Annotated in this window: 19 protein-coding genes; 8 read left to right on the top strand and 11 right to left on the bottom strand. The window is 59.9% G+C overall.

Features of this window, described 5'->3' with window-relative positions; translation table 11 throughout:
* Nucleotides 1–194: 194 nt before the first annotated feature.
* Together NW841_RS05085 and ndk are read left to right on the top strand one after the other, a co-directional pair.
* On the top strand, nucleotides 195–854 hold the full coding sequence (locus tag NW841_RS05085) for a HupE/UreJ family protein (RefSeq protein WP_414385658.1): 660 nt from the start codon (nucleotides 195–197) through the stop codon (nucleotides 852–854).
* A gap of 74 nt (nucleotides 855–928) precedes the next feature.
* Nucleotides 929–1,378: a nucleoside-diphosphate kinase gene (gene ndk, locus NW841_RS05080; RefSeq protein WP_414335826.1), complete on the top strand. Its 450-nt coding sequence runs from the start codon at nucleotides 929–931 to the stop codon at nucleotides 1,376–1,378.
* A gap of 98 nt (nucleotides 1,379–1,476) precedes the next feature.
* Here ndk and NW841_RS05075 read toward each other — a convergent pair whose 3' ends face one another.
* From NW841_RS05075 to NW841_RS05055, 5 genes are all read right to left on the bottom strand, one after another.
* On the bottom strand, nucleotides 1,477–2,850 hold the full coding sequence (locus NW841_RS05075) for a nitrate/sulfonate/bicarbonate ABC transporter ATP-binding protein (protein WP_414336097.1): 1,374 nt from the start codon (nucleotides 2,848–2,850) through the stop codon (nucleotides 1,477–1,479).
* A gap of 18 nt (nucleotides 2,851–2,868) precedes the next feature.
* Nucleotides 2,869–4,596 (bottom strand): ABC transporter permease, encoded by a 1,728-nt coding sequence (locus NW841_RS05070; RefSeq protein WP_414385656.1) that lies wholly within the window; start codon nucleotides 4,594–4,596, stop codon nucleotides 2,869–2,871.
* A gap of 86 nt (nucleotides 4,597–4,682) precedes the next feature.
* Nucleotides 4,683–4,967, bottom strand: a complete 285-nt coding sequence (locus tag NW841_RS05065; protein ID WP_414378050.1) for a hypothetical protein — start codon at nucleotides 4,965–4,967, stop codon at nucleotides 4,683–4,685.
* An 85-nt stretch (nucleotides 4,968–5,052) separates the two neighbouring features.
* Nucleotides 5,053–5,853, bottom strand: a complete 801-nt coding sequence (locus tag NW841_RS05060) for a hypothetical protein (protein WP_414378052.1) — start codon at nucleotides 5,851–5,853, stop codon at nucleotides 5,053–5,055.
* 525 nt (nucleotides 5,854–6,378) lie between these two features.
* The gene (locus tag NW841_RS05055) at nucleotides 6,379–7,839 is read right to left on the bottom strand and encodes a carotenoid oxygenase family protein (RefSeq protein ID WP_414385654.1); all 1,461 of its coding nucleotides are present in this window, start codon (nucleotides 7,837–7,839) and stop codon (nucleotides 6,379–6,381) included.
* Nucleotides 7,840–7,994: 155 nt separating this feature from the next.
* Here NW841_RS05055 and ffh point away from each other — a divergent pair, with 155 nt between their 5' ends.
* The 3 genes from ffh to NW841_RS05040 all read left to right on the top strand — a co-directional run bounded on the left by ffh (nucleotide 7,995) and on the right by NW841_RS05040 (nucleotide 11,872).
* Nucleotides 7,995–9,446 carry a signal recognition particle protein gene (ffh, locus tag NW841_RS05050; protein ID WP_414364682.1) on the top strand — a complete coding sequence of 484 codons (1,452 nt, stop codon included), beginning with the start codon at nucleotides 7,995–7,997 and terminating at the stop codon, nucleotides 9,444–9,446.
* Between the two features lie 9 nt (nucleotides 9,447–9,455).
* The gene (locus tag NW841_RS05045) at nucleotides 9,456–9,911 is read left to right on the top strand and encodes a tRNA (cytidine(34)-2'-O)-methyltransferase (protein WP_414364681.1); all 456 of its coding nucleotides are present in this window, start codon (nucleotides 9,456–9,458) and stop codon (nucleotides 9,909–9,911) included.
* Between the two features lie 89 nt (nucleotides 9,912–10,000).
* Nucleotides 10,001–11,872 carry a peptidoglycan D,D-transpeptidase FtsI family protein gene (locus NW841_RS05040; protein WP_414364679.1) on the top strand — a complete coding sequence of 624 codons (1,872 nt, stop codon included), beginning with the start codon at nucleotides 10,001–10,003 and terminating at the stop codon, nucleotides 11,870–11,872.
* Nucleotides 11,873–11,899: 27 nt separating this feature from the next.
* On the opposite strand, the gene NW841_RS05035 is transcribed toward NW841_RS05040, so the two are convergent.
* From NW841_RS05035 to NW841_RS05020, 4 genes are all read right to left on the bottom strand, one after another.
* Entirely contained in the window at nucleotides 11,900–13,120 is a 1,221-nt protein-coding gene (locus NW841_RS05035) for a glycosyltransferase (RefSeq protein ID WP_414378058.1), read from the bottom strand.
* A 187-nt stretch (nucleotides 13,121–13,307) separates the two neighbouring features.
* A complete protein-coding gene (locus NW841_RS05030; protein ID WP_414364675.1) occupies nucleotides 13,308–15,779 on the bottom strand; it encodes an HD family phosphohydrolase in 2,472 nt (823 codons plus the stop codon).
* Between the two features lie 65 nt (nucleotides 15,780–15,844).
* Entirely contained in the window at nucleotides 15,845–16,246 is a 402-nt protein-coding gene (locus NW841_RS05025; protein ID WP_414334936.1) for a plastocyanin/azurin family copper-binding protein, read from the bottom strand.
* 91 nt (nucleotides 16,247–16,337) lie between these two features.
* The gene (locus tag NW841_RS05020; RefSeq protein WP_414385651.1) at nucleotides 16,338–17,087 is read right to left on the bottom strand and encodes a 4'-phosphopantetheinyl transferase family protein; all 750 of its coding nucleotides are present in this window, start codon (nucleotides 17,085–17,087) and stop codon (nucleotides 16,338–16,340) included.
* Here NW841_RS05020 and NW841_RS05015 point away from each other — a divergent pair.
* Nucleotides 17,086–18,531 carry an LCP family protein gene (locus NW841_RS05015; RefSeq protein ID WP_414385649.1) on the top strand — a complete coding sequence of 482 codons (1,446 nt, stop codon included), beginning with the start codon at nucleotides 17,086–17,088 and terminating at the stop codon, nucleotides 18,529–18,531. The genes NW841_RS05020 and NW841_RS05015 overlap by 2 nt on opposite strands.
* Nucleotides 18,532–18,636: 105 nt before the next feature.
* Nucleotides 18,637–20,496 (top strand): molecular chaperone HtpG, encoded by a 1,860-nt coding sequence (htpG, locus tag NW841_RS05010; protein ID WP_414385647.1) that lies wholly within the window; start codon nucleotides 18,637–18,639, stop codon nucleotides 20,494–20,496.
* Here the strand turns inward: htpG and ribH are convergent.
* Nucleotides 20,490–21,080, bottom strand: coding sequence for a 6,7-dimethyl-8-ribityllumazine synthase (gene ribH / locus NW841_RS05005; RefSeq protein WP_414385645.1), 591 nt, complete (start codon nucleotides 21,078–21,080; stop codon nucleotides 20,490–20,492). The genes htpG and ribH overlap by 7 nt on opposite strands.
* Nucleotides 21,081–21,655: 575 nt before the next feature.
* Here ribH and NW841_RS05000 point away from each other — a divergent pair.
* Entirely contained in the window at nucleotides 21,656–22,684 is a 1,029-nt protein-coding gene (locus NW841_RS05000; RefSeq protein ID WP_414364666.1) for a LysR substrate-binding domain-containing protein, read from the top strand.
* Here the strand turns inward: NW841_RS05000 and NW841_RS04995 are convergent.
* The coding region (locus tag NW841_RS04995) for a hypothetical protein (protein WP_414385643.1) at nucleotides 22,566–24,420 on the bottom strand (1,855 nt) is incomplete at its 5' end. The genes NW841_RS05000 and NW841_RS04995 overlap by 119 nt on opposite strands.

Here is a 24,420-nt window from a genome sequence, read left to right as displayed (position 1 = left end):
ATTCTAAGTGCATTGTCTCATGCGGCGGTGCACCTCTAGAAATTGTGAAGCGATATATCCAGAATCAGTCAGGGGGCGCTATCCCTCCCCACCCGGGTGGGGAATCCCGCGCCTTACGTTGAAGACTAGAAAAGAAATGGGTACAGCAAGCTTAGACCCCTTCGCATAGGTTCAATCGTGAGGGAGCAAAAAGCATGTTTTGGCAGTGGCAGCGACCTTTGGCCTTGCCTGCTCCAGTGGGACGCAACTGGGCCGTTGGCATGGGAGCAGGGATCGCCTGGCTGACCTCTGGGCCCGCTCTTGCCCACCACGCTCTGGGCGGGAGATTGCCGGCCACAGGATGGGAAGGATTTCTCTCGGGGCTGGCTCACCCTCTTATTGGCTTAGATCACCTGGCCTTTGTGGTGGCCATGGGTCTCATTGCGGCGGGGCAGCCCTGGCGCTACGGGATCCCTTTGGGCTTTGTGCTGGCCGGTCTGGTGGGCACCGGGATCCACCTGGCCGGCTGGGATCCCCTGGGGCTGACGGAGTTGGCCATTGCCTGCTCCATAGTTCTCTTTGGCCTACTGCTGGTTCAATCGCGGCAGATCCCAAGTTGGCTTTTGCTGCTGTGGGGATCCCTGGCGGGGCTATTCCATGGCTATGCCTATGCCGAAGCGATCATCGGTGCCGAACCCATGCCCTGGCTGGGCTATCTGCTGGGGTTGAGCACCGTTCAATATGGGGTAGCGCTCCTTGCCCTCTGGGCGGCTGAAACCTGGGCAGAGAGGATCCCTGGCTTAATCCGCAGTGCCGGCTGGATGATTGCAATAGTGGGGGCTATATTCCTAACGTTGGCGGTGGTGAGCTCCTAGACACCCTTGCACTGGGGATCCCCAATCCGGTACAAGGATAACGGTGAAGATGAGTAACAACAAGGGGAGATCCCATGGAGCGCACCTTTATCGCCATTAAGCCAGACGGCGTGCAGCGGGGTCTGGTGGGCACCATCATCCAGCGCCTGGAAAGCCGGGGCTACCAATTGGTGGGCCTAAAGCTGGTGCAGGTAAGCCAAGAGCTGGCGGAAGCCCACTACGCTGAACACAAGGAGCGCCCCTTCTTCCCCGGTTTGGTGAAGTTCATCACCTCAGGGCCGGTGGTGGCCATGGTCTGGCAGGGCAAAGGGGTGATTGCTGCCGCTCGCAAGCTCATTGGCAAGACCAACCCTTTGGACGCCGAGCCGGGCACCATCCGCGGTGATTTTGGCATTGATATTGGCCGCAACCTCGTCCATGGCTCCGATGGCCCCGAGACCGCCCAACGGGAGATCGCCCTTTGGTTCCAGGAATCCGAGCTGGTAAGCTGGACGCCCGCCACCCAAAGCTGGATTTACGAGTAGGCATGGCCGGTGGCAGCAAAATGGCTCGTCGCGTCGATCCCTAGTTCTCTTCTCCCTTTGAACAGAGGCTAGAGATAAAAGGCAAAGCCAAGCTGGCCCTAGCCAGAACGGGAATCAAGGCCGACAGGCTCAGAAGCGGCGGAGCTTTCGCTGGGATCCGGGAGATACAGCCGCTCTTCCGAGGCATCGTACTCAAAGAGCTCCGCATAGCGCCCCCAGTCAACGGCTGTAGCAAACTGCCGCTCAGCTTCCTCGTGGGGAAAATGTTCGTCCCAGAGATCCAAGAAGAAGTCCGCCCGCATGGAGCGGCTGTTTTTTTCTTCCAGCGTCTGCAGGATGCTCTTGAAGACCGGCACCCGTGCCAAAAGCTGCTGTCGGAAGAGATCCTTGCTGCGCAAGATGGTGGTGTTGGCAAAGTCTTGGCCGATCTCGGTCAGTTGTACCACCCTGCCGCTTACCTCGGCAAAGCCCAACAGCACCGCCGCATCCAAAATCGGCAGCAAGTCATCCACCGCCAGTTGCAGCCGCTCGGCCAGCTCGGCAATCTCTACCCGTGCCTGCGGCCATTCCACAATCAGCTCCAGCAAACCACTGATGCCGCCCACCCGCGCATGGGGCAGGGGCAGCGCGTAGGGAGAAGTTGCCCTACTGCTTACCGAAGTGGGGGCAGCCACCTCGCCGGTTACCGGGATCTCCGGATTGGTCATGATCTCGTAGATGTAGTCGACCAGGGACTTGAAGCGGGGATCCGTACGTTCGTGGGGCCGCGGCAGGTCGATTTTCACCTCTCCCCGGATCCGCCCCGGCTTGGATCCCAGGATCACCACCCGATCCGCCAAAAACACGGCCTCTTCGATGTTGTGGGTAACGATGAGAATGCTCTGGGAAGGGAAGGCCTGGGTGTTCCAGAGCTCGTCGATCTCCCCCCGCAGGTTCTCCGCCGTCAGCACGTCCAGAGCGCTGAAGGGCTCGTCCATAAACAGCACCTTGGGCTCTAGAACAAAGGCGCGGGCAAAGCCCACCCGCTGCTTCATGCCCCCCGAGAGTTCCTTGGGGTAGGCGTTCTCGAACCCATCCAGGCCCACCAGGTCGATGGCCTTGAGGGCCCTTTGCCGCCGGATCTCGCGCGGGATCCCTTGAGCCTGCAGCCCCAGCTCCACATTTTCCTGCACCGTCAGCCAGGGCAAGAGAGCAAAACTCTGAAACACCATGGCCACATCCGGGTTGGGGCCCCGCAGAGGACGTCCATTGCTCAACACTCGCCCTTCGCTAGGCGGGATCAGGCCCGCCATGATGCGCAGCAGGGTGCTTTTGCCGCTGCCGCTGCGGCCCAACAAAGCCAAAACTTCCCCTGCCCGCACTTGCAAATCTATCTGGCTTAAAACCGTAAACTCGCCCTTGCCCTCCGGCAAAGGAAAGCGCTTGTAGACCCTCTCAACTTCGATCAGAACCGGAGAAGCTGCAGAACTCATATCAGATAGCCTCAAAGATTAAAGGTGATATTTTTCTTCTGCCAATTGATACAACCGCCGCCAGAAAAGGCGATTGATGCCCACCACAAACAAGCTCATCATGCCAATGCCCAAAGTAATGCGGGGCCAATCTCCCACCGCCGTTGCCTCAGCGATATAGGTGCCCAATCCCGTAGCCTTGAGAGTGGTGGATCCCCAGGCCACGATCTCCGAGACAATGCTAGCGTTCCAAGCGCCGCCGCTGGCCGTGATCCCCCCGGTAACCCAGGCAGAAAAGATCCCCGGAATAATCAGCTTTTGCCAGAGCTGCCATCCCCGCAAGCCCACATCCACGGCCATCTCGCGCAAATCTGTGGGAATGCTCTGGGCGCCGGCAATGGAGTTAAAGAGAATGTACCACTGCGCTCCCAACGACATCAGCAAAATGCTGCCCCACTCAATGCTAATTTGGGTGCGGATGAAAAACAGCGTGGCAAATGGAAAGAGGAAATTGGCCGGAAAAGCTGCCAGAAATTGCACCACCGGCTGCAGCAACTTTGCCAGGCGTGGATTAAAGCCGATGGCCACTCCGATCGGCGTCCAGATCACGGTGGCGAAAACCAACAGCACGCTGACCCGCAGCAGGGTGAGGATCCCCAGCCCAAAGGTCAGCAGCACCTCCCCGAAACCCACGGTGGTGGACACAAAATGAACAATCCAAATCCCGATCCCGCCAATGGCCAGCCAAGAGAGCTGAGTCAACAGCCGCTCGCGGCGTCGCTCCGCCTCGGGATTGGGTGGATCCCCCCAGCGCGGGCGAGTTAAGTAGGACAACAGCCGATCCGCCAATTCTCGGAAGGGAGCCAGCCAATTGCCCAGCAACCGCGGGATCCGTGCTGTGGTTAGCAGATCATACAGCCACGACTCCGGGGCAGCCGCACTGGCGCTCTGCTCCAGGCGAAACTTATCCGACCAGGCCACCAGAGGCCGCCAGAAGAGCTGATCCACCAGCAGGATCACCACCGCCATGGTCAAAAGTGCCCAGCCCAACTTGGGCAGATCTTCAGCTTGAATGGCGGCTTCCACATAGGATCCCAGGCCGGGCAGGGTGTACTCCTGGTTAAGCACACTGATGGCCTCGCTGGCGGCCACAAAGAACCATCCCCCGCCAAAACTCATCATGGCGTTCCAGATGAGGCCCACCATCGCTGCCGGCACTTCCAACTGGACGAAGCGCTGCCAGCCCGACAAGCGGTAGAGGGTAGCCGCTTCCACCAGCTCCTGCGGCAGGGTGCGCAAGGATTGGTAAAAGGAAAAAGTCATGTTCCAAACCTGGCTGGTGAAGATGGCGAAGATAGAAGCCGCCTCCAGACCCAGCAGGCTGCCCGGAAAAAGTGCGATGAAGCCGGTAACGGTAATGGAGAGAAACCCCAACACCGGCACCGATTGCAGGATGTCCAGCAAAGGGATCAAAATTCGCTCCGCCCAGCGACTTTTGGCAGCGATATACCCGTAGATCAGGGTAAAAAGGGTGGAAAAGAAGAGGGCGATGAACATGCGCAAGGTGGAGCGGGCGGCGTAGTAGGGCAGGTTGCGCGGATCCAAATCGATCTGAGGCACCACCGCCGGCGGCTGAAACTGCTCAAAAGCCCCTGTCCCCACCTGCGCCACCAAGGCCAGGAGAACCAAAGTGCCCAGAATAATAGCCCCATCAGCAGCCCCAGCCGGCAGCCGACGGAGCACCTCCGGAGAAGGAAAAGTCCTCATGTCCCCTGAATGGGCCTGGGATCCGCGCTCAGTGTACACTGTTTGCGGTTAAGTTAAAAGGGGTTCGAGCTGGAGGATCCGGCCTGCTATTCTTCCTCCGGCAACTCGGGAGGAGGTTCATTCCACCTGGGATCGTCGAGGATGGCTTTTTTGGTTTCTTTGAGCTGTTTCCACAGTTGTTTAATTTGGCGATAGGCCTCTTCCGGGGTAATCTTGCCCCCTGTTTCTAAGCCACAAATCAGCGACACCTTATTGCTAAATTCCTGGAGATTGGCATCGAAAATTAAGTTCTGCGGCTTCACCTCACCCCAGTAGGGATAGCGAGGGGAAATAAATTCATCCTTGTTGTGAGAAGGGTTTGATTCTGTCATGTCGCAACCACACGGTGAAAGGCCTATTACAACGAGGTCAATATCAGAAGCGCAGTCGAGACAAATTCGTATCCAGGAATGGAGGCTATAGACGTTTTTTCTTGACCGGCTTAGCTGGTTTGGGTGCTTTGGCGGGATCCGAGGGCGGATAGGGTTGAGCGGACTTTGGCTGTTGCCCGCGAGTGGAGGGGGGAGAGTGTTTCTTGAGTTTGGGGCGGGGAGTTGAACGCTTTGGGCGTGGCGGCGCTTTGAGCACAGGGCCGACAGGAGTTCCTGCCTCCACGTAGAGCAGGGATCCGCGGCGGCGCACCTGTAGATCCCAGAAGGTGCCCACTCCTTTGCCCGGCAAGGATCCGATCAGGCGCAGTTTAAAAGCCTGAGGCTTGGGAGCTGTTGCTGCAGGAGACGCAGTGCCCTTTGCCGTCTGGGCCCGCTGAGGGGAAGAGCTGGCGGAGTTCTTTTTGCTGGATTGACGGATTTTGACGATAATGAACCCTTTTTCCTGCGATTGGAAGACGACCTCGCCGCGAATGGAAAACCAGTCCGGCACCACCGTCGGACGGGATCCCTCTGGCAGGGTTTGCCCCATTTCTTCTGGTGCCCACACCCCCATCAACTGTACATGCAGATCTTGGCTCTTGTCGCGGGTGCGGGGATAGACCACCCACAAATAGTTGCGTTCTGGCTTCAGGTGCTTGCGCACCAGGCTCATTACCCGGCCTAGCAGTACCGCATTGAGATCTAAACCATCCGAGGTGCGCAAAATCCCGCGAGTGAAGTGGTTGGGCGAGGGAATGTACCGCCCCTCGATGAGGCCGATGGCCCGGTACTGCATCTCTTCCCCGGGCGGCGGGATGGGCTCTAGGCAAGGTCGCTCTCTTCCCATCGCTTTCTTCTGCTCTAGACTAGCGGCGGCGGCAACAACAGGCAGGCCCCCACCAGAAGCTGACTCGACCTCTTGAGCTGATTCCCTGGGCTCGCTGGTTGAGGTGGGCCGGGGGGGCCGTGCAATTCGGAGGGGAGGTCTCAGATCTGAGGACATCGTAACGGTTCCGTTGCAGTCAATCCAGGAGGTTTACCAGAATGCCTAGCGGTCGGCGACGACGCTCGTCTGGCAGTGCAAGACATCTGCTGTTGCCAAAACGGGGCTTACCTCTCCCTTTGACCCAAGACCCGCTCAACACACTACCGAGCCCCACAAGCTTTCCTCTTTTACTCCCGTCAGCAGACCCGCCCAGGGCCTGCGCCCAACCCATCGAGGTTCAGCAGTTGTCATCACTGTAGCTGAAGTCTAACCGATAGTAGCAACTGCTCCGGTTCAGGTTGCAGAATGTTGAGCTACAGAGCCGCACCCTTTCCTCGGCTTGCGCACGGCGGCCAGGACGAAGCCAGCTATGCCAAGATCCCTCCCCTATCCCTTGTTGGGATCCGCCTCTACCCATGTCTGAGGGGTGAAGCTGCCGTGGAGGCCGTAGGGAATGTGGTGCCGCAAGGGGATCCGCGCCACCGGGCCGGCTGCCAGGTTGGCAGCTTCTAGGATCACTACCTGCGAGCGCTGACTGGCGGCATCAAAGACCACTGTTACAATCCAGCCGGCTTCCTCCGCAGCGTCCTCAGGATCGGGGATGAATACCGGCTCTCCCACAAAGCCGCGCGGGGCAAAGCTGTATTGCTCACTGCGGCCTGTTGTCGTGTCTAGCTTAAGAATGGCCTGCAAGGGGGCGTTGGGACCGGGAGCATGGGTAGCCCCAATGTAGATATAGCGATGGGATCCCCCCATGCGGGCGGGGTGAATAGCCGGAAACTCCACCGAGCGATCAAGCAGGAGCTCCCGCTTAACCTTGCCCGTCTTGGGATCCAGCTCAAACCGCCACAGCTTGCCGGCTGGCACCTGGGCAAAGTCAATTTGCAAGTAGTCAGCCCCCGGCTCCAGGGCAGGGTAGGTTTCGTAGAGAACGGCATCGACCACCACCTGATCCCCAACGTCGTAGCCGTTAACAAAATGAAAGACAAACCCCGGCTCCGTTTGCAGTTGCAGCGGCTCGCCCTGTTGGGGAAATAGCCAGATGCGGGTGGGCTCTCCTTTTTTTAAGGTCAAGCAGGTGCCTGCCGGCTGCCAGCCCAACACATAGGGCAAGGGGTTAAAGGCCACCGGGTTCTGGAAGAAGATCCAGTAGCGGGGAGTCCAGACAAAGTCGTGCAGAAAGGCAAAGCTGGGCAGGCGGTAGTCCCGCTTTTCCACCAGCCGTCCTTGGGCGTCGACGCGGTAAAACACCAGTATGGAGGGGGGCCCTGTCTGCACCCCAAAGGCCATGAGATCCCCCGTGGCTGGATCCCGGCGGGGATGAGCCGTAAAAGGCTGGTTGGGGGCAAGGGCACCGGCAAAGGTTTCGATCCCTTCGGTGGCCAAGGTGGCCGGGTTCAGCCGATAGGGGGCGCTGGCCTCCCAAAGCGCTAGCAGCTTGCCGCCTTGGTAGATGACGTTGGTGTTGGCGGGATTTTTGAAGCGCAGATCGAGGAAATTGGCCCACCAGCCCCCCGGCTTCTGGGTGCCGAACACGCCGCGGTAGAGCACCCGTCCCGCCTTCTCCTCTGCCTCAAACTCGGGAGTGCGCACAAACCGGTTGCGGAAATGCACCCGCCCGCCTACAAAGGTGATGGCACACACCATACCGTCGCCGTCGAAGGGATGGCCATAGCGCTGGGATCCCGCCTCCAGCTTGCCGGGCCCATTGCGAAATAGGGTTCCCTGCAGCCTCTCAGGGATCCGTCCCTCGATCTCTGTCACCCAATAGTCGTACTCGTGGGACAAAGAGCGGTAGCCCAACTGCCAGTCGGTGGTGCTATAGGAGCGGGAAGCAACGCTGACCATGGCCAGTCTGCAAGCGACGCCTTCTATTGTTGCTTAAACTTTCGTAAAGTCGCCAGCCTTTCTCGGTCCAGGTAGCGGGATCCCAAGATGGAGCTGCTCCAATTGAACTATGGTAGGAAATGCCCTAGCAGCCCTTGACAGGATGAACAGCGCTCATGTTTGATGCCCTCTCCGAGAAGTTGGAACTGGCCTGGAGAAAACTGCGCGGCCAGGACAAGATCACCGAAACCAACATTCAGGAAGCCCTGCGGGAGGTGCGGCGCGCCCTGTTGGACGCCGACGTCAACCTCCAGGTGGTGAAGCAGTTTATCGAGGACGTGCGGCAGGCCGCTCTGGGAGCTGAGGTCATCCTGGGGGTGACGCCAGACCAGCAGTTTATCAAGATCGTCCACGACGAGCTGGTGAAGGTGATGGGGGAGGCGAATGTGCCCATTGCCCAGGCGGAGCAGCCCCCCACCATTGTGCTCATGGTCGGCCTGCAGGGATCCGGCAAAACCACCACCTGTGCCAAGCTGGCTTTGTATTTGCGCAAGCAGGGCAAAAGGCCACTCCTGGTGGCCGGCGACATCTATCGTCCGGCGGCCATCGACCAGCTCAAGACCCTGGGCCAGCAGATTCAGATTCCTGTCTTCGACCTGGGCAAGACGGATCCCGTCGAGATCGCCCGCCAGGGAGTGGCAGCCGCGCGGGAACAGGGCTACGACTACGTTATCTTGGATACCGCCGGTCGCCTGCAGATTGACCTGGAGATGATGGCGGAGCTGGAGCGGATCAAGGCGGCGGTGCAGCCCCACGAGATCCTGCTGGTGGTGGACGCCATGATTGGGCAGGAGGCCGCCAACCTCACCCAGGCCTTCCACGAGCGGCTGGGTCTTACCGGCGCCATCCTCACCAAGCTAGACGGCGATACCCGCGGCGGGGCAGCCCTCTCCATCCGCCAGGTGTCCGGCCAGCCCATCAAGTTCGTCGGCGTCGGCGAAAAGGTGGAGGCTTTGGATCCCTTTTATCCGGATCGCATGGCCTCCCGCATTTTGGGCATGGGAGACATCCTCAGCCTGGTGGAAAAAGCCCAGGAGGCAATTGACCTGGGAGATGCCGCCGCTATGGCGGAAAAGATGATGACCGCCCAGTTCGATTTCACCGATTTCCTCAAACAAATGCGCCTGATCAAGCGCATGGGATCCCTGGCCAGCTTGCTGCGGCTGATGCCGGGGATGGGGAAGATCAGCGAGGAGCAACTGCAAAAAGGACAAGACCAACTGGCCCGTGCCGAGGCCATGATCAACTCCATGACCCCCGAAGAGCGCCGCAACCCCGACCTCTTGGCCCGCAGCGTCAGCCGCAAGCGGCGGGTGGCCCTGGGCTCCGGCCACAAGCTGGAGGATGTCAGCCGCCTAGTGAGCGATTTTCAGCGCATGCGCGACATGATGCGCAGCATGAGCCTGGGCGGCCTTCCGGGGATGCCGGGTGGACGAGGCCCACTGCCGGTGGGCGGCCCCCAGTGGCGGGGACGTTCTGCAGCGCCGCCGCGACAGCAGCCCAGCCGCAAGCCGGGCAAAGGTGGGGGCAAAAAGGGAGGCGGCAGCCGCGGGTTTGGCAGCCATTGAGAGCGGCCCATGCCCTTCCATGTTGTTTTGGTAGCTCCGGAGATCCCAGCCAACACGGGGAACATTGCCCGCACCTGTGCAGCTACCCGCACGCCCCTCCACCTGGTGGATCCCTTGGGGTTTCGCCTCTCGGATCGCTACCTCAGGCGGGCAGGGCTGGACTATTGGGAGCACGTCCAACTGCATCGCTATCCCTCTTGGTCTGCTCTGGTGCAAGCCCATCCCGAGGCGCGGTTCTGGTGCTTTAGCGTGCGGGGCAAGGCCCTCTACACCGAGGTGGCCTATCAGCCCGGAGACTGGCTGGTGTTCGGCAGCGAAAGCTGCGGCCTGGATCCCATGTTCTTGGAAACTTACCCGAGCGTGCGGATCCCCTTGAGCGGGCCGGTGCGCAGCCTCAATCTCAGCAATGCGGTGGCGATCGCCCTCTTTGAAGCGTTGCGTCAACAGGGATTTTCCACCCAATGAGGCGAAGGCTGGCCGGACAAGGCGATGGGCGGCAAACTAACGGTGGTATCTATACAGGGGTGGCAGTGGAAGACAGGTCTGGGGCCGGTTTGGGCCAGCAACCTTTGCAGACCCGACAGAGGAGCCGGCAACTTGCCCAACGGCAGCGGGGCAGACCTGCTTGGCCCCCTTGGCCCCCCAGCCACTGGCCCCAGGGATCCCGGCTGGCGTGGCTTTTGGGGGAGCGGATCCCGACAGCCCGGCAACTGAACTTTCGCGTCGGGGCGGTGGGCCTCGTTCTGGCTGGTGCTCTAATGGGGGTGGGGGCACGTTTGGTCTATTTACAACACCACCAGGGCCCGCTCTTACAACAGCGGGCCGAGGCCCAGCAACGAGCCCAACTCCGACCCTTCCTCCCCCGCCGCTCGATTGTGGATCGCCACTCCGTAGCTCGGCAGCAGGCGGAGCTGTTGGCTGTAGATCGCCCTGTCTATACCCTTTGGGCCCACCCTCGCCTCTTCGGCAAGCGTACCCCCCAGGAGATTGCCACTGCTCTGGCCCCTCTGCTGCGGCGGCCAGTTGAGCAATTGACTCAGCAGTTGTCGGCCACTCACGCGGTACGGCTGGAGCGCTGGCTGTCGCCGGAAGTGGCGGCTCAAATTCAGGCTTTGTACCTGGACGGCCTGGAACTGGTGAGCGAGCGGCAGCGGGTCTATCCCCAGAAGGAAATGGCCGCCGAAGTGGTGGGCTATGTGGATCTGGATCACCGCGGCCAAGCGGGGCTGGAGTACTCTCAACAGGTCTTGCTGGAGCGGACGGTTCAGCCTGTCACCCTTCCCCGCGATGGCTACGGCCAGTTGTTGGCGGCCGAAGTGCCGGAAGGACTGTTGCAATCCCAGGAGACGGTGCTGCAACTCACCCTGGATATGCGGCTGCAGCGGGCTGCCCGCGCCGCCCTGAAAACGCAACTGGAACGGTTTCAAGCCCTACGGGGCACCGTGATCGTCCTGCAACCTCACACGGGAGAGATCCTGGCCCTGGTGAGCGAGCCCACCTACGATCCCAACCGCTACTTCGAGTATGACCCTGCCCTCTTTCGCAACTGGGCCGTTACGGATTTGTACGAGCCGGGATCCACCTTTAAGCCCATCAACATCGCCATTGGGCTGGATGCCGGCGCCTTCACGGCCAACGAACGGGTCTACGACGAGGGACAGATCTGGATTGGCCGCTGGCCTATCCAAAACTACGACTACCGGCAGCGGGGAGGCCATGGCTGGATGAGCGTCACCGATATCCTGCGCCAGTCGAGCAATGTAGGCATGGTCCATCTGATGCGCAAGCTGGATCCCCGCCAGTATTACAATGCCCTGCTGCGGTTGGGATTTAACGAGCCCAGCGGCGTGGATTTGCCCTTTGAACCGGCCAGCCGCCTGAAACCCCTGCGGCAATTCGTAACCGTGCCGGTGGAGCGGGCCACTGTTGCTTTTGGCCAGGGTCTGGCCCTGACCCCCCTGCAGTTGGCCGCCATGCATTGCATCATTGCCAACGGCGGGCTGAAAGTGCGGCCCCACGTGGTGCGCGGTCTGGTTGAAAAGGATACCGACACCTTGGTTTGGGGATCCCCCCAACCCCAGCCGGTACGGGTGTTGTCGGAGCAGGCCACCCTGGCGGTGCGCATCCAAATGCGGGACGTGGTGGATTTTGGCACCGGGCAATCGGCCAAGATCGAGGGATATGAAATCGGCGGCAAAACAGGCACGGCCCAGAAAGCAGGGCCGCAGGGAGGCTATCTGCCCGGCAAGCGCATCACCAGTTTTGTGGCCTATTTCCCCGCCCTTCGCCCCCAGTACGTGATCTTGGCCGTGATCGACGAGCCGCGGGGAGAAGATGCCTTTGGATCGACAACGGCGGCTCCTGTGGTTCGCTCGGTTATCCAGGAGATCATCACCCTGGAAGGGATCCGCCCCAACTCCACCTAGCCTCTGGCCCCCGGGCGAAAGCTGGGATCAGGACTGGCTGCCCTCGGCATCCGACTTCGCTGCCACCCGCCAGCTTAGTTTAGCGTTGAGATAAAAGTTCCAAAATACAACAATGCCAATTGCAATCAAGTTAGCCAACAGATAGTGAATGCCCAGGCGCTCACTCAGCAAGATCAACAACGAAGAGTTGAGCAGCAAGCCGATCAGGCAAATGACATTAAACTTAACCAATCGCTTCAGACGATTCCAGAGGCCTGGCTGTAGCCGAGTGACATGGCGAAAGGTCCACAGGTCGTTCCAGAGGAAGTTGTTGAGAATGGCCACCTCAGAGGCGATGAGTTTGCTGATAGCCAGATCCCACCCTAAGTTGTTGGGATCGTGCAACAGATACAGCAACGTCATATCCACAAACGTGCCGGATAGGCCGACTGTGCTAAAGCGCAAAAAGGATCCCATCTGGCCTAGGGAGAAGCGAAGAGCAATAAGGTGGTGGAGATACTGGAGGCAGGTTTGCAGTTGGATTTTGCTCTCGCCGTTTTGGCGCTCCTGGAAGATATAGCCGACCTCAGCTATGGTCTTCACCCGGCCCCGCGCCAGCACCTCGATCAAGAGCTTGTAGCCCTTGGGGCTGAGCGGGATCCCGGCAATGGCTTGGCGTCTAACCAGAAACAACCCGCTGAGCGGATCCGACACCCGCCTGAAAACCCCCGGCAGCAAAACCAGCCCAATAGCCTGGGCTCCCCGGGAGACGAGGCGCCGGCCCAGGTTCCAGTGGCTCACCCCCCCCGACTCCGCGTAGCGGCTGCCCACCACCAGGTCTGCCCCTTGCTGAATAGGGGGCCACAACTTGAGGATGATCTCTGGCGGATGCTGCAAGTCTCCATCCATCACCCCTAGCACCTCGCCGCGGGCAACTTGCCATCCCCGTAACACGGCGGTAGCCAGGCCCCGTTCGTGTTGGCGGCAGATAACCTGCAGTTGGGGGAATTCCTCTTGTAGTTCTTGGGCCACTTTGGCCGTGCAATCCGGGCTGTTGTCATCTACCACAATCAGCTCGTAGGCTCCTGGCAGAATTGCGTCCAGGTGGGCACACAACTGCCGGATTAGGCTGCCAATGCTGGAGGCCTCGTTGTAGGTGGGGATAACCAGCGAAAGTTGGACAGGGCTAGGCCGGGAAAGAGGCGGGATCTGAATAGGGACTGCCGAAACTTTGGGAGGGTTGGAGGAAGCAGGAGCTGCATAAGGCATTCAGCAGGCCATCCAAAAACGATGGTAAAGGATCCTGAGCATAGAGCTTGAGTGCGGGTCAAGCTGAAACCTTGGAGCTGTTTCGCTTCGCAACAGCGCCACGCGCCACCGGCGCAAATGATCCCCTATCGTACTGATGGATGAGCTCTAGAACTAGACTTTTCTCTCCCTACCCAGCTCGCCGAGGCTAGGGGGATCCTGTCGAAGGAGTCATCAACACAGGCATCTCGGCCTGGGCAGAGTCGGGCTCAGGCAAGGGTGGGGCAGGGGCAGGACTGGGGTAGGGAATGCGCTCGTGGTTGGACTCTCGCCAAACTTCCACAAAAGCCTCGGCCACTATCTCCAGATCCTCCAGCGTCAGGCCGCTATCGACCAGTTGGCCATCTTGCCAACGGGCCTGGGCAATTTTGCGGACAACAGCCTTGGCCCGCTCAACCACCTCAGGGCCAAAGCCGTCGCTCAGGGTCATGCTGCGCAGGGCCGCTTCACAAGCATCGGCAAGCATTACCACCCCTGTCTCCTTGCTCTGGGGGATGGGGCCATCGTAGCGGAACAGCTCCTCGGGCACCGGCTGATCCCCGGCTTTCAGCCGAGCCTGGTGGTAGAAATAGGCGATCAAAATTGTTCCCTGGTGTTCGGGAATGAAGGCCCGCACAGCGGTGGGCAACTTGTACTGCTTGGCCAGGCGCAGTCCATCGCTGACGTGGGCCTTGATGATCTGGGCGCTGCGGTAGGGATCGTCCAGTTGCGTATGAGGGTTGAGGCCGCCCATCTGGTTTTCGATGAAGTAGCGGGCCTGCAGCATTTTGCCGATGTCATGGTAGAGGGTGCCGGTGCGCACCAACTCCACGTTGAGGTTCAGCTTCTGGGCAGCTCGTTCCGCCAAGGTGGCTACAAACAGGGTGTGCTGGAAGGTGCCGGGGGCTTCTGCCGCCAGCCGCCGCAGCAGGGTGCGGTTGGGGTTGCTCAACTCGATGAGGCGAATGGGGGTGGCTAGGTCGAACAAGCGCTCCAGGTAGGGGCTGGCTCCCAGCGCCACAATGCTCCACCCCAGCGTGATCCCTCCCCCCAAGGCCATCGCCAATAGGTCGATGCCGCCAGTTGTGGTCAAGCTAACAGCCGCATAGGTGAGCATCTGCACTGCCGCCGCCCCTCCTCCCAACAAGGCCAGCTCTTCCCGAGAGCGGGAGCGCCCGGCCAGGGCGCAGGCCACCACACTGCCGGAAAGCAAGGGTGCGAAGGTGAGCAGATTGGCAGAGGAGACCAACGGCAAAAGTAACGCCTGGCCCACCACCACCACCAGGCCCAGCCCTGCCCCGTAAAAACTGCCCAGCAACAGCCCCACCGCCGGCAAGGAGCTGAACTCCAGCTTGAACAAAGTTGCCACAAGCGGAGCAGTCAGGGAAACCATCAGGATCAACACCCGATCCCGGCGGCGCAATCCCGGCTGCAAGCGTTGCTGCAAGGGGACGAAAATGGCCAAGCCCAAGCCCATAACGCCAGCCACCCCCACCAGGCCCCAGACGTTGATCCTGCGCTGGGTAAACCCAAAGTGATCCAAAATCAAAAAGATCTCGGGGGTGATGATCTGATCTGCTCGCACAATCACCTGGTTTTCCGCAACCGAGATCAGGACGGGCTCAACTTTTTCCAGCTCGGCGCGAATGCGCTGCTCGGTGCGCTGCGGATCCACCTCCAGATTGGGGATCAGCACCTGCTGCAGCCACTGATAGACCAGCCCCTGCAGCTCCTGCCGCTGGGCGGCACTGCCTGGAAAGGCCAGCTCGTCCAGTTGGGCTTGGATCCCTTCAGCGCGCACCTCGCGGGGCAGGCCATCCACAATGCCTATCTTCTGCAGGCGCTCCAAGACCCGCCGGCTCAGGCCCTGGAGCTGCTGCCACTCAGTCTCTGTTAAGTTGAGAACCGTGGCCGCGACAGGGGGGGTGAGCTGTTCCAGAGCCTCCAGAGCCGCCCGATAGCGCTGTTGTGCCGCCTCCACCTGGGCAATTAACTGGGTATAGGGATCCGTGGCCGCCGTCTGAGTGGCCGCCCCATCCAACCAGGCCCGCTGCCAAACCTCGACCAGCTCTTGCCGGGCCCGCTGCTCTGGAAAAAGCGGCTCCAGACGTCCAGCAACCTCTTCCGACAGCGAGTGAGTGGCTGCACGGGTGCGGATGGCCTCTTGTCGGACACGAGCCTGAAGGAGTTCCCACTCTTCTGGGGCAAGCTGGCGCAGGTAGATCTGCGTTGGCAGAGATAGCAATTGGACAGAAACATAGGGCAGAGAACCTGCCTCTTGTCGGATGGCCTCCACCGCCGCCAGGAGAGCCTCCAGATTTTGCCGCATGCTCTCGTTGGCGGTGCTGTCGATTTTGAGGGCTTGCACCACGCGCCGTCGCGCCTCGGCCTGCCGGGCCTGGGTAGCCTCCACATCTTCGATCTCTGCCGCAGCAGGAGCGAGGAAGGTTTGCGGGGAGCGGCTGCCGACGGTCAGTTGCGGCTCGTTGTAGTAGCGGATCCCGTGAACAGCAGTGAGGGAGAGAAGCGCTAGGGCATAGCCGGCAACCCGCTCCGGCAGGGGGGGCCTGCTCTTGCGAGGAGAGGCTGCCTGGCGTCGCCGAGTCCAGTGTTCCACGATGGGGCTGAGCAGGTTTTTCATGCGATTTGCCTGGCAGCGTCTTTCTCTTTTCTATCCCCTTTTGCCCCCCTAGCCCAGGAGATAGCCTAGTCGCCAATGGTAATCTGCCCAATCATGCCCGCTTCGGCGTGGCCGGGAATGGTACAGACCAAAGAATAAACTCCAGATTTCAGGGGAATAAACTGCCACTCCACTGCCGCACCTGGCTTCAGCTCCAGTTCTCGGATCTGGCCCTTGATTTCCACACCGGCCACTTCCAACTTGCGAGTCCAAACGGCATCGGCAAAATCTTTGGCGCTGAAATAGTGCTTCAACTGGCTGGGGTTGCTCAAGTGCAAACGGTAGAGGTTGCCGTTGCGAAAAAAGAGCTCCTTGGGCACAAACACCAACTGGTTATCAGCAGTACCTAACTCGACAGCTTTGTCCTGGGGCGTTTGCCGCGACAGATCCCGCGCCCAGGCCGGATGCGGGATCCCGCCGATCGACATCCCCAGACAGAGGCTCAATATCAGGAGATAACGCAACCCACGCAACATAACCCCAACATGGAAACTCGGCCTGAAAACCCAAGATAGCAGCTCAAGCGGGAGTGAAGAGATCTGCGCCTTGGCAGAGCTGCACCGTCGGGACTGGCCCGCCCACTTCCAGTCGTTCCATCGCCACAGCGGCAACGTAGCCCTCGGCAACCCGCAGGGGCAGGGTCAGCCAGCAGGGATCCCCAGCCGCGGCCCTGGCTCCGGCCAGCCCCACGCCCATGGCTTTCAGGAGAGCCTCTTTCTGCGTCCACAGCTCCAGGAAAACCCTCTCCCGCTCTGCCGGTGGACAGGCCAACAGACGAGCCTGCTCGGCGGCGGAAAAATAGCGTCGGGCAATGCGTGGCCAGCGGGGCACGGGTCGGATCCACTCCAAGTCCACCCCGATCCGGGCTTGCCACATCAGGCCGACCAGGACGCGCTCGCGGGAGTGGCTGAGGTTGAACTGCAGCGGTAGGGGTGGATCCGGCCAATAGGGCTTGCCGGCGGCGGTGTAGCCGAGGGGGATCGCGCGGGGAGGGAGGCCGCTGTAGCGGCCAAGCAGGGTTCGCAACAGCAAACGACCACCCAGAAAGCGACGCCGATCCTCCATCCGCTGTAAACGCTCCGCGCGCTGCCGTTCCTCATGGGAAAGAAGGTCGAGCTGGGAGAGCAACTCCGCCAGCGGCGGCAAGACTTGTAGCCACAGGTGCACCTCCGACTTCGCCAGCAACAGTTGCAGGGATCCCGCCGGGGAAGCTGCCGTCTCGCCGAAGTTGGGTATGGACAGTCCTAGAGAATAAGGATGCGGTAACATGACCTTGAATTGGTGGGGTTGGCAACACCCCCTAAACAGTACACCCCTTCCTGCAGGCGCCCGCGAGGCTCGGCCCGACCTGATGTCCTCCTTCCAGTATCCACCCCGCCCAGACCGTGTCCGCGCCGCTCGTCAGCAGGCCATCCGCCAGGGGATTCTCTGGCTGTTGTTGGGATTCACGGCTGTGTTGTCAGGTTCTGCCGGTGCCTTCTTGGCCGTGATGCTGCCTCGTCAGGTGATTCCCACCTCCCTGACTGCCAAAGAACAGGAGGCCTTCCGACCGGATGCCCTGCGCGCTGCCGCTCTGGATCGATCCTTGCACATTCTCATCCTCGGCACCGACAACCCGGATCCCACCCTGCCTTTGTCCACAGAACGGGAGCGTCTCAACACCCGCACCGACACCATCCTCTTGGCCCGTTTTGATCCACAGGCGCAGCGGATCACTGTCCTATCCATCCCTCGCGATACCCGCGTGCGCTTGCCTGGCTTTGGTGTAACCAAGATCAATGCGGCCAACTTGGCAGGGGGCCCGGCGCTGGTGGCCCAGGTGGTCAGCACCTTGCTGGGCGGGATCCCGATTGACCGCTATGTTCGCCTCAATACCGAGGCCCTGGAAGCTTTGATTGACGCAGTGGGGGGTGTGGAGGTCTATGTGCCGGAGCCCATGCACTATGTGGATCACACGCAGCAGTTGTTTATTAACCTAGAGCCTGGCTGGCACCGCCTCAATGGCGAACAAGCCCATCACTTTGCCCGCTTCCGCCGCGACCACCTGGGCTTGGGGGATATCGGTCGGGTACAACGGCAACAGGAGCTGCTGCGGGCCCTGAGCCGGGAACTGCTCTCCCCTGCTGTCTGGCCGCGCATCCCGAAGGTTTTGCAGGTCGTCCGCACCCACCTAGAGACCAACCTCACCTGGGAAGAGGTTCTGAGCTTGGCCAAGTTCGTCCTCACCTCTGGGGACGATCGCATCGACCTGGTGCTGTTGCCGGGCCGCTTCAGCCAGCCGGGAGAGTTTGCCACCAGCTACTGGCTGCCAGATTTGGCCGGGATCCGCCGCCTGGCCGTGACCCACTTTGGCCTGGAGGCGGAAGTAGCTCCCATCTCGCCGCACCGCCTGCGCATAGCTGTGCAAAATGCTACCGGAAAGCCGGGGATGGCCCGCCGCGTGGTGCAAGAACTGGTTCGACAGGGCTATACCCAGGTTTTTGCCGTCGAAGACAGCCCCCAGGTGTTGCCGCAAACGGAGATCCTCGCCCAAAGCGGGGATCGGGAAGGAGCCAAGCAGGTTCGCGCTGCCCTTGGCCTGGGAGAGCTGCGGGTGGAATCCACCGGCGTTCTCAACTCCGACATCACCATTCGCGTTGGGCAAGATTGGGCCCACCAGCTTACCCTTGATATCGACCAGGCGCAGAGTCCGGCCAGAGGGGCTCAGCTCTAGAGCCGGTTCGGTTGCGGGTGCGGATTTCTGGAAAAAGTTCAGCTTGTCGGGGCCTTTGCTACCTCTGTAGATTGGCACTGAGCTTGTTGAAGTGCCGAGCCATCTATGACTGTGCTGGAACAGGGATCCATCACCATCCACACCGAGAACATTTTCCCCATCATCAAGCAGTCTCTCTATTCGGATCGGGAGATTTTTTTGCGGGAGCTGATCTCCAATGCTGCCGATGCCATTGCCAAGCTCAAGATGGCCAAACTGGCCGGCGAAGTGGCGGATCCCCCGGAGCCGGAGATTGTGATCGCGCTCAACAAAGAGGCCAAGACCCTCTCGGTCAGCGACACCGGCATCGGTATGACTGCCGAAGAGGTAAAAAAGTACATCAACCAGGTGGCCTTTTCCAGCGCTGAGGAGTTCCTTCAAAAGTACAAAGGCAAAGAGGCAGAACAGGCGATCATCGGCCACTTTGGCCTGGGATTCTATTCCTCTTTTATGGTGGCGCAGCGGGTGGAGATCGACACCCTTTCCTATCAGCCCGGCAGCACACCTGTGCAGTGGTCTTGCGACGGCAGCCCAACTTTTACCCTTTCCGATTCGCAGCGCTCCGCCATCGGCACCACCGTCACCCTTTACCTCAGCCCGGATAGCGAGGAGTATCTGGAGCCAAGCCGCATCCGCGAATTGGTGCGCAAATACTGCGACTTCATTCCCGTCCCTATTAAACTCAACGGAGAAGTCATCAATCGCCAGAAGCCCCTCTGGAAGATTCCTCCCTCTGAGCTCAAGGATGAGGATTACCTAGAGTTTTACCGCTACCTCTATCCCTTCCAAGAGGATCCCCACTTCTGGGTACACATCAACACGGATTATCCCTTCATCGTGCAAGGGATCCTCTACTTCCCCAAGTTGCGCCCGGATATCGATCCCACCAAGGGCCAGGTCAAGCTATTTTGCAACCAGGTTTTTGTCCAGGATAACTGCGAAGAAGTCATTCCCAAATTCCTCCTGCCTCTGCGCGGTGCCATCGACAGCCCGGATATTCCCCTCAACGTCTCCCGCAGCTTCCTGCAAAATGATCGCACCGTCAGGCGCATCGGGGATCACATCGCCAAAAAGGTGGCGGATCGCCTCAACGAGCTCTATAAAGAAGACTACGAAAAATATGTCAAGGTCTGGCCCGATATCAGCCTCTTCATGAAATTTGGGGCGATGAACAACGACAAGTTCTTCGCCCAGATTAAAGACATTCTCATTTTCCGAGTGGCCGGATCCCCTGCCGATAAACCGGAGTACGTGACCCTCAAAGCATACCTGGAGCGCACGCGGGAAAAGCAAAACAAGCGGGTTTACTACGCCACCGACGAAGCGGCCCAGAGCGCCTACATCGACCTGCACCGCTCCCAGGGCCTGGAGGTCATCATGCTGGATAGCTGGATTGACAGCCATTTCAGCAGCTTCCTGGAGCGGGAGTATCGGGAAGAAGGGATCCAATTTAAGCGGGTGGATTCCGAGCTGGACGAGACGCTGATCCAGAAAGACAAAGCTGCCGATCTCGTCGATCCCATCACACAAAAAACCCGCAGCGAAAAGCTGGTGGATCTGTTCCGTCAGGCTTTGGGCAAAGAGAAGCTGCAGATCAAAGCCGAGGCCCTCAAGTCTGAGTCAGTTCCGGCTATGATCCTGCTGCCGGAGGCGCTGCGGCGCCTGCAGGAGCTCAATGCCATCCTGCAACAAAAGCCCATAGAGTTTCTGGAAGAACACACCCTAGTTCTCAACACCGCCCACCCCTTGATCCAAAACCTGCAGGCTCTGGCCGAGGAGGGGCGGGATCCAGAGCTGGTCAACCTCATCTGCAATCACATCTACGATCTGGCGCTGATTACCCAGAAAAGCTTTGACCCGTCAGCCGCACGGGCCTTTGTGCAGCGCTCCAACGAGGTGCTCACCCGTCTAACCCGCCGTCAGTAGGCGGCACTCTCCAAAGTTACCCCCGGCTGCAGCGCCTCTGCTCCACCGGGCAGAGAGGGACGGGAGGCCGCTCCATTGTTGCCAGCCCTGTCACTCCCTTGCAACAGGGGAGCTACTTGGCGCATCAGGGTGGCCATCTCCAGGGCACTCATGGCGTATTCCCAGCCTTTGTTGTTCTTGATCCCGGCCCGCTCCAGCGCCTGCTGCAGAGTATCGGCAGTGAGGATCCCGAAAATGACTGGCACGCCGGTGCGAAAACTCGCTGCCGCGATCCCCTTGGTCACCTCTGCTGCCACATAGTCAAAGTGAGGGGTTTGGCCGCGAATCACCGCCCCCAAGCAGATGATGGCATCGTAACGGCGGGACTGGGCCAGTTGGTGGGCTACCACAGGCACCTCAAAGCTGCCGGGCACCCAGTAATAGTCCACCTGCTGGCTCTCCGAGCTGACATCGATGCCATGCCGCTTCAGGGCATCCTGGCACCCCTCCAACAATTTGCCGGCAATCAAATCGTTAAACCGACTGATAACAATGGCCAGACGCAGATCCCCCGTCTGAACAAAATTGCCTTCGTAAACTGCCATCTGCACTGCTCCGGGAAAAAACCACGGGTTGCTCCACACCGCAAAACCGTGTTTTCTGATCGGGAACGACTCCCGACACTCATCTTCGTTGAGTCAACACACCATGGCTTACGCTCCGCTGCGCGCACCGATAGCGTACGGGCTTCACGCTTCACAGACTTGTTGGTACAGAGGCCTCAGCGTGCGGCCACCGTGCGACCCACGGCGGGAAACTCTCCAGAGATTGAACTTGTTCTCCTTAACTGTAGCAGGAACGGCTTTCATCCCGACACTGATTGGCTCTTGAGTAAACAAAATTACAGTGTGGGGCTTGCTGCCGATGAAGCCAATGCACCCTTCTCCTCCGGATCTGCCCAAACAGGGGTGGCGGCACCTGGCCTTCGGCATTCCCCCAGAGCTGAACGGCTCGCCAATCCCTCCCCGTCCTCCAGAAGAAGAGCCTGCGGAGACGCGCTCGAGCCGGCGGGCCCTCAGGGAAATCTCGCCAAGGGTCATAGCCTCAGGGAAATCTCACCAAGGGTCATAGATTGAGGTTTATGATTTAAGAGTAAATCTTTAGTGCTCCTTGATTCTCCATGAAGGCCATTACGCTGCACCAGTTACAAATCTTCGAGGTTGCTGCCCGTCATCTCAGCTTCACCCGTGCCGCTGAGGAGCTTTACCTGACCCAGCCCACGATTTCCATGCAGATCAAGCAATTGAGCAAATCGGTGGGGTTGCCGCTGTTTGAACAGGTGGGCAAGCGGCTCTATCTCACAGAGGCGGGGCAAGCTTTGTACCAGACTTGCCAAAAAATCTTTGAGCAGTTGAACCAATTTGAGATGACCCTCGCCGACCTAAAGGGGTTAAAACAGGGACGGCTGAGCATTGGGGTTGTCACCACTGCTAAGTACTTTATTCCTCGCCTGCTGGGGCTATTTTGTCAGCAGTACCCCGGCATCGATGTATCCCTCAAGGTGCTGAACCGGCAGCAGGTTCTGGAGGGGCTAAGCAACAACATGGATGATCTCTATGTAATGGGGATGCCGCCGGAAGATTTGGATGTAGTGGCGCAACCCTTTCTGGAAAATCCCTTGGTGGTGATGGCTCCTATTCACCATCCTTTGGTGGGCCAGAAGCGGATCCCCCTGGCCCGTATTGCTCAAGAGCCCTTCTTGGCCCGCGAGCCCGGCTCCGGCACCCGCATGGCAGTGGAGCGGCTCTTCGACAAACATAACCTCAAGCTCAACATCCGCATGGAGATAGGCAGTAGCGAAGCCATTCGCCAGGGCATCATTGGCGGGCTGGGCATTTCGGTTTTGTCTCAGCATGTGTTGGCTCTGGGGGATTGGCAACACCATTTGGCCATTTTGGATGTGGAAGAGTTTCCCATCCGTGGATTTTGGCATTTGGTCTATTTGCGCTCCAAGCGCCTCTCGGTGGTAGCCAAAGCTTTTGCCGATTTCCTGCTTTCTCAAGTTTCTCAAATGGATCTGGATCTTCCTCCTAAAGAGCTGCACAGAGCCAACTCAAATCCCAATCCAGATTGGCTTTCTGGCAAAGGGGATAGACTGCAGCCGCCAGCTCTTGTTTCAACCCCTGGAGGCTCCGAATATCATGGGTAAAAAAGACCTGTAAAAATGCCAAATAGGCCCGTGCCCAATCGTCTTCGGGATCCAGCTCGACAATCCGCTGAAAATGCTGCTGGGCTGCTTCTGGCTGCAGCAGCGCCACCTCCATTAGGCCCAGTTCGTAGTGGCTTTGAATTTGGCGCTCGATTTGGCCTTGGTCAGCAGCCTGTTGCTGTTCTCCCTCCAGAAGCTGGCGTGTCAGGATGCGATCCGGGTCGGTTGCGAAAGTGGCATACTGCAAAGTTGTCCAGGCGTTGAGGTAGAGGGAGAGCGCCTCCAGATCCCCAGCCGCAGCCGCCCTAGCTGCCTGTCGCAGGGGAAAGAGGAGATCTCCTGGCGGGATAAGGGATCCCTTTTCCCTACCGGGAGACCCACGCCAGTGCTGTCTTAGCGACCGGCGCATTCCTTTGGGGGGTTGCCACTCCAGGTGGAGGATTCCTTCTTCTCCGGCAGACTCTGGCCAGAGGGGCAAGGTCAAGATTTCCTCTACCTGCCAATTGCTCCTGGTGCGGGGTTGCAGGCGGTTCTGACCCACCACCCAGGCCTGCTCCGCCAAGATCTGCTCCTGGGGATTTTCCAACCGCGCCCAGACTAGCGTTTGGGCCAAGTCCTGGGCCGGGCCCTGCCAGCGCAGCCGCCAGGCCGGGATCCCTTCCTCTGGGAAGACCTTGAGCTGCAGCAGCTCCACTTCCTCTACTGGAGCAGGCACCTCTTGCAGCACAACCCTGGGCGGGGTGGGGAAGTAGGTGTACAGCCGGCCCACCGCTTGTAGTTCAAAATGCTCTTGCTGCCAGTCCGGACTCTTGTCTAGGAGTTGCCGAATTTGCTCCTTAGCTGGACCGTAGGGGCCGACAATTCCCTGCTCCCCTGGCGCATCCACAAACCCATCCAGGAGCGCCAGCTCCAGCTCCGGCCAAGGGGTTTGCCCGGCACCGCGGAAGGTGATTGGCCAGCGCTGCAGAGCGGCCAGGTAGCTGAGCGTCTCGGACGAAATCAGCTCAGTGTTGGGAAGAACGCCCAGGGTGGTGGTCAAACCTGGCTGCACCAGGGATCCAATCCACCGCGTCAGCTCCTGTTGGGGGTGCTGCCCCTGCCAGCGCATTTGGATCCCCTTCCAGAGAGGGGCCACGCCAGGGGTGAGGGGCTGCCCCAGGTTGAGCAGGGCCAGGGATCCCAAGGCTAGGCTCAGGCCAACTCCCTGCCGCAGTGCCCTTTGCCCCCAGCGCGCCCCCAGCCACCGCCAGACCTTGTCCAGCCCACCCGCTGATAGGATGGCCAGCAGGGGCAACAGCGGCAGCGTAAAGCGCACATCCTTAATGGCTACCAGGGTGTAGAGCAAGTAGCCCGAGCCGTAGAGGCCCCAGAGGAGAGTCTCCCGCCGGCTTGGGGATCCCCAGAGCGAAAGCAGCGGCAAGGGGCACAAAAAAGGGCTCATCTGCAGGGGCAAAACGCGAAGGTAGGCCGTCCACCAGCAGAGGGATCCCGCTGGGCAGGTGACGTAGTAATGGGCAGTCTCGGCATAGGCCCAGCCGTTGCTGAAGACAAACAGCCAATTGGCTCCATACCAGGGCCAGCACAAGAGCAGCGTCACCCCCATCCCCAGCGCCAGGTGGGCCAGCCGCACCGGCCAAGGGAGCTTCACCGCCAGTGGCACAGCCAGCAGTGGCGGCAGCAAAAACAGCCCCCCCTGGCGCTTATACACATCAGGCGCAGCCCACGCCTCCATACGG

The sequence above is a fragment of the Synechococcus sp. H60.3 genome (assembly GCF_047462295.1).
Lineage (GTDB): Bacteria > Cyanobacteriota > Cyanobacteriia > Thermostichales > Thermostichaceae > Thermostichus.
This window is presented reverse-complemented; position numbering and strand designations above follow the sequence as displayed.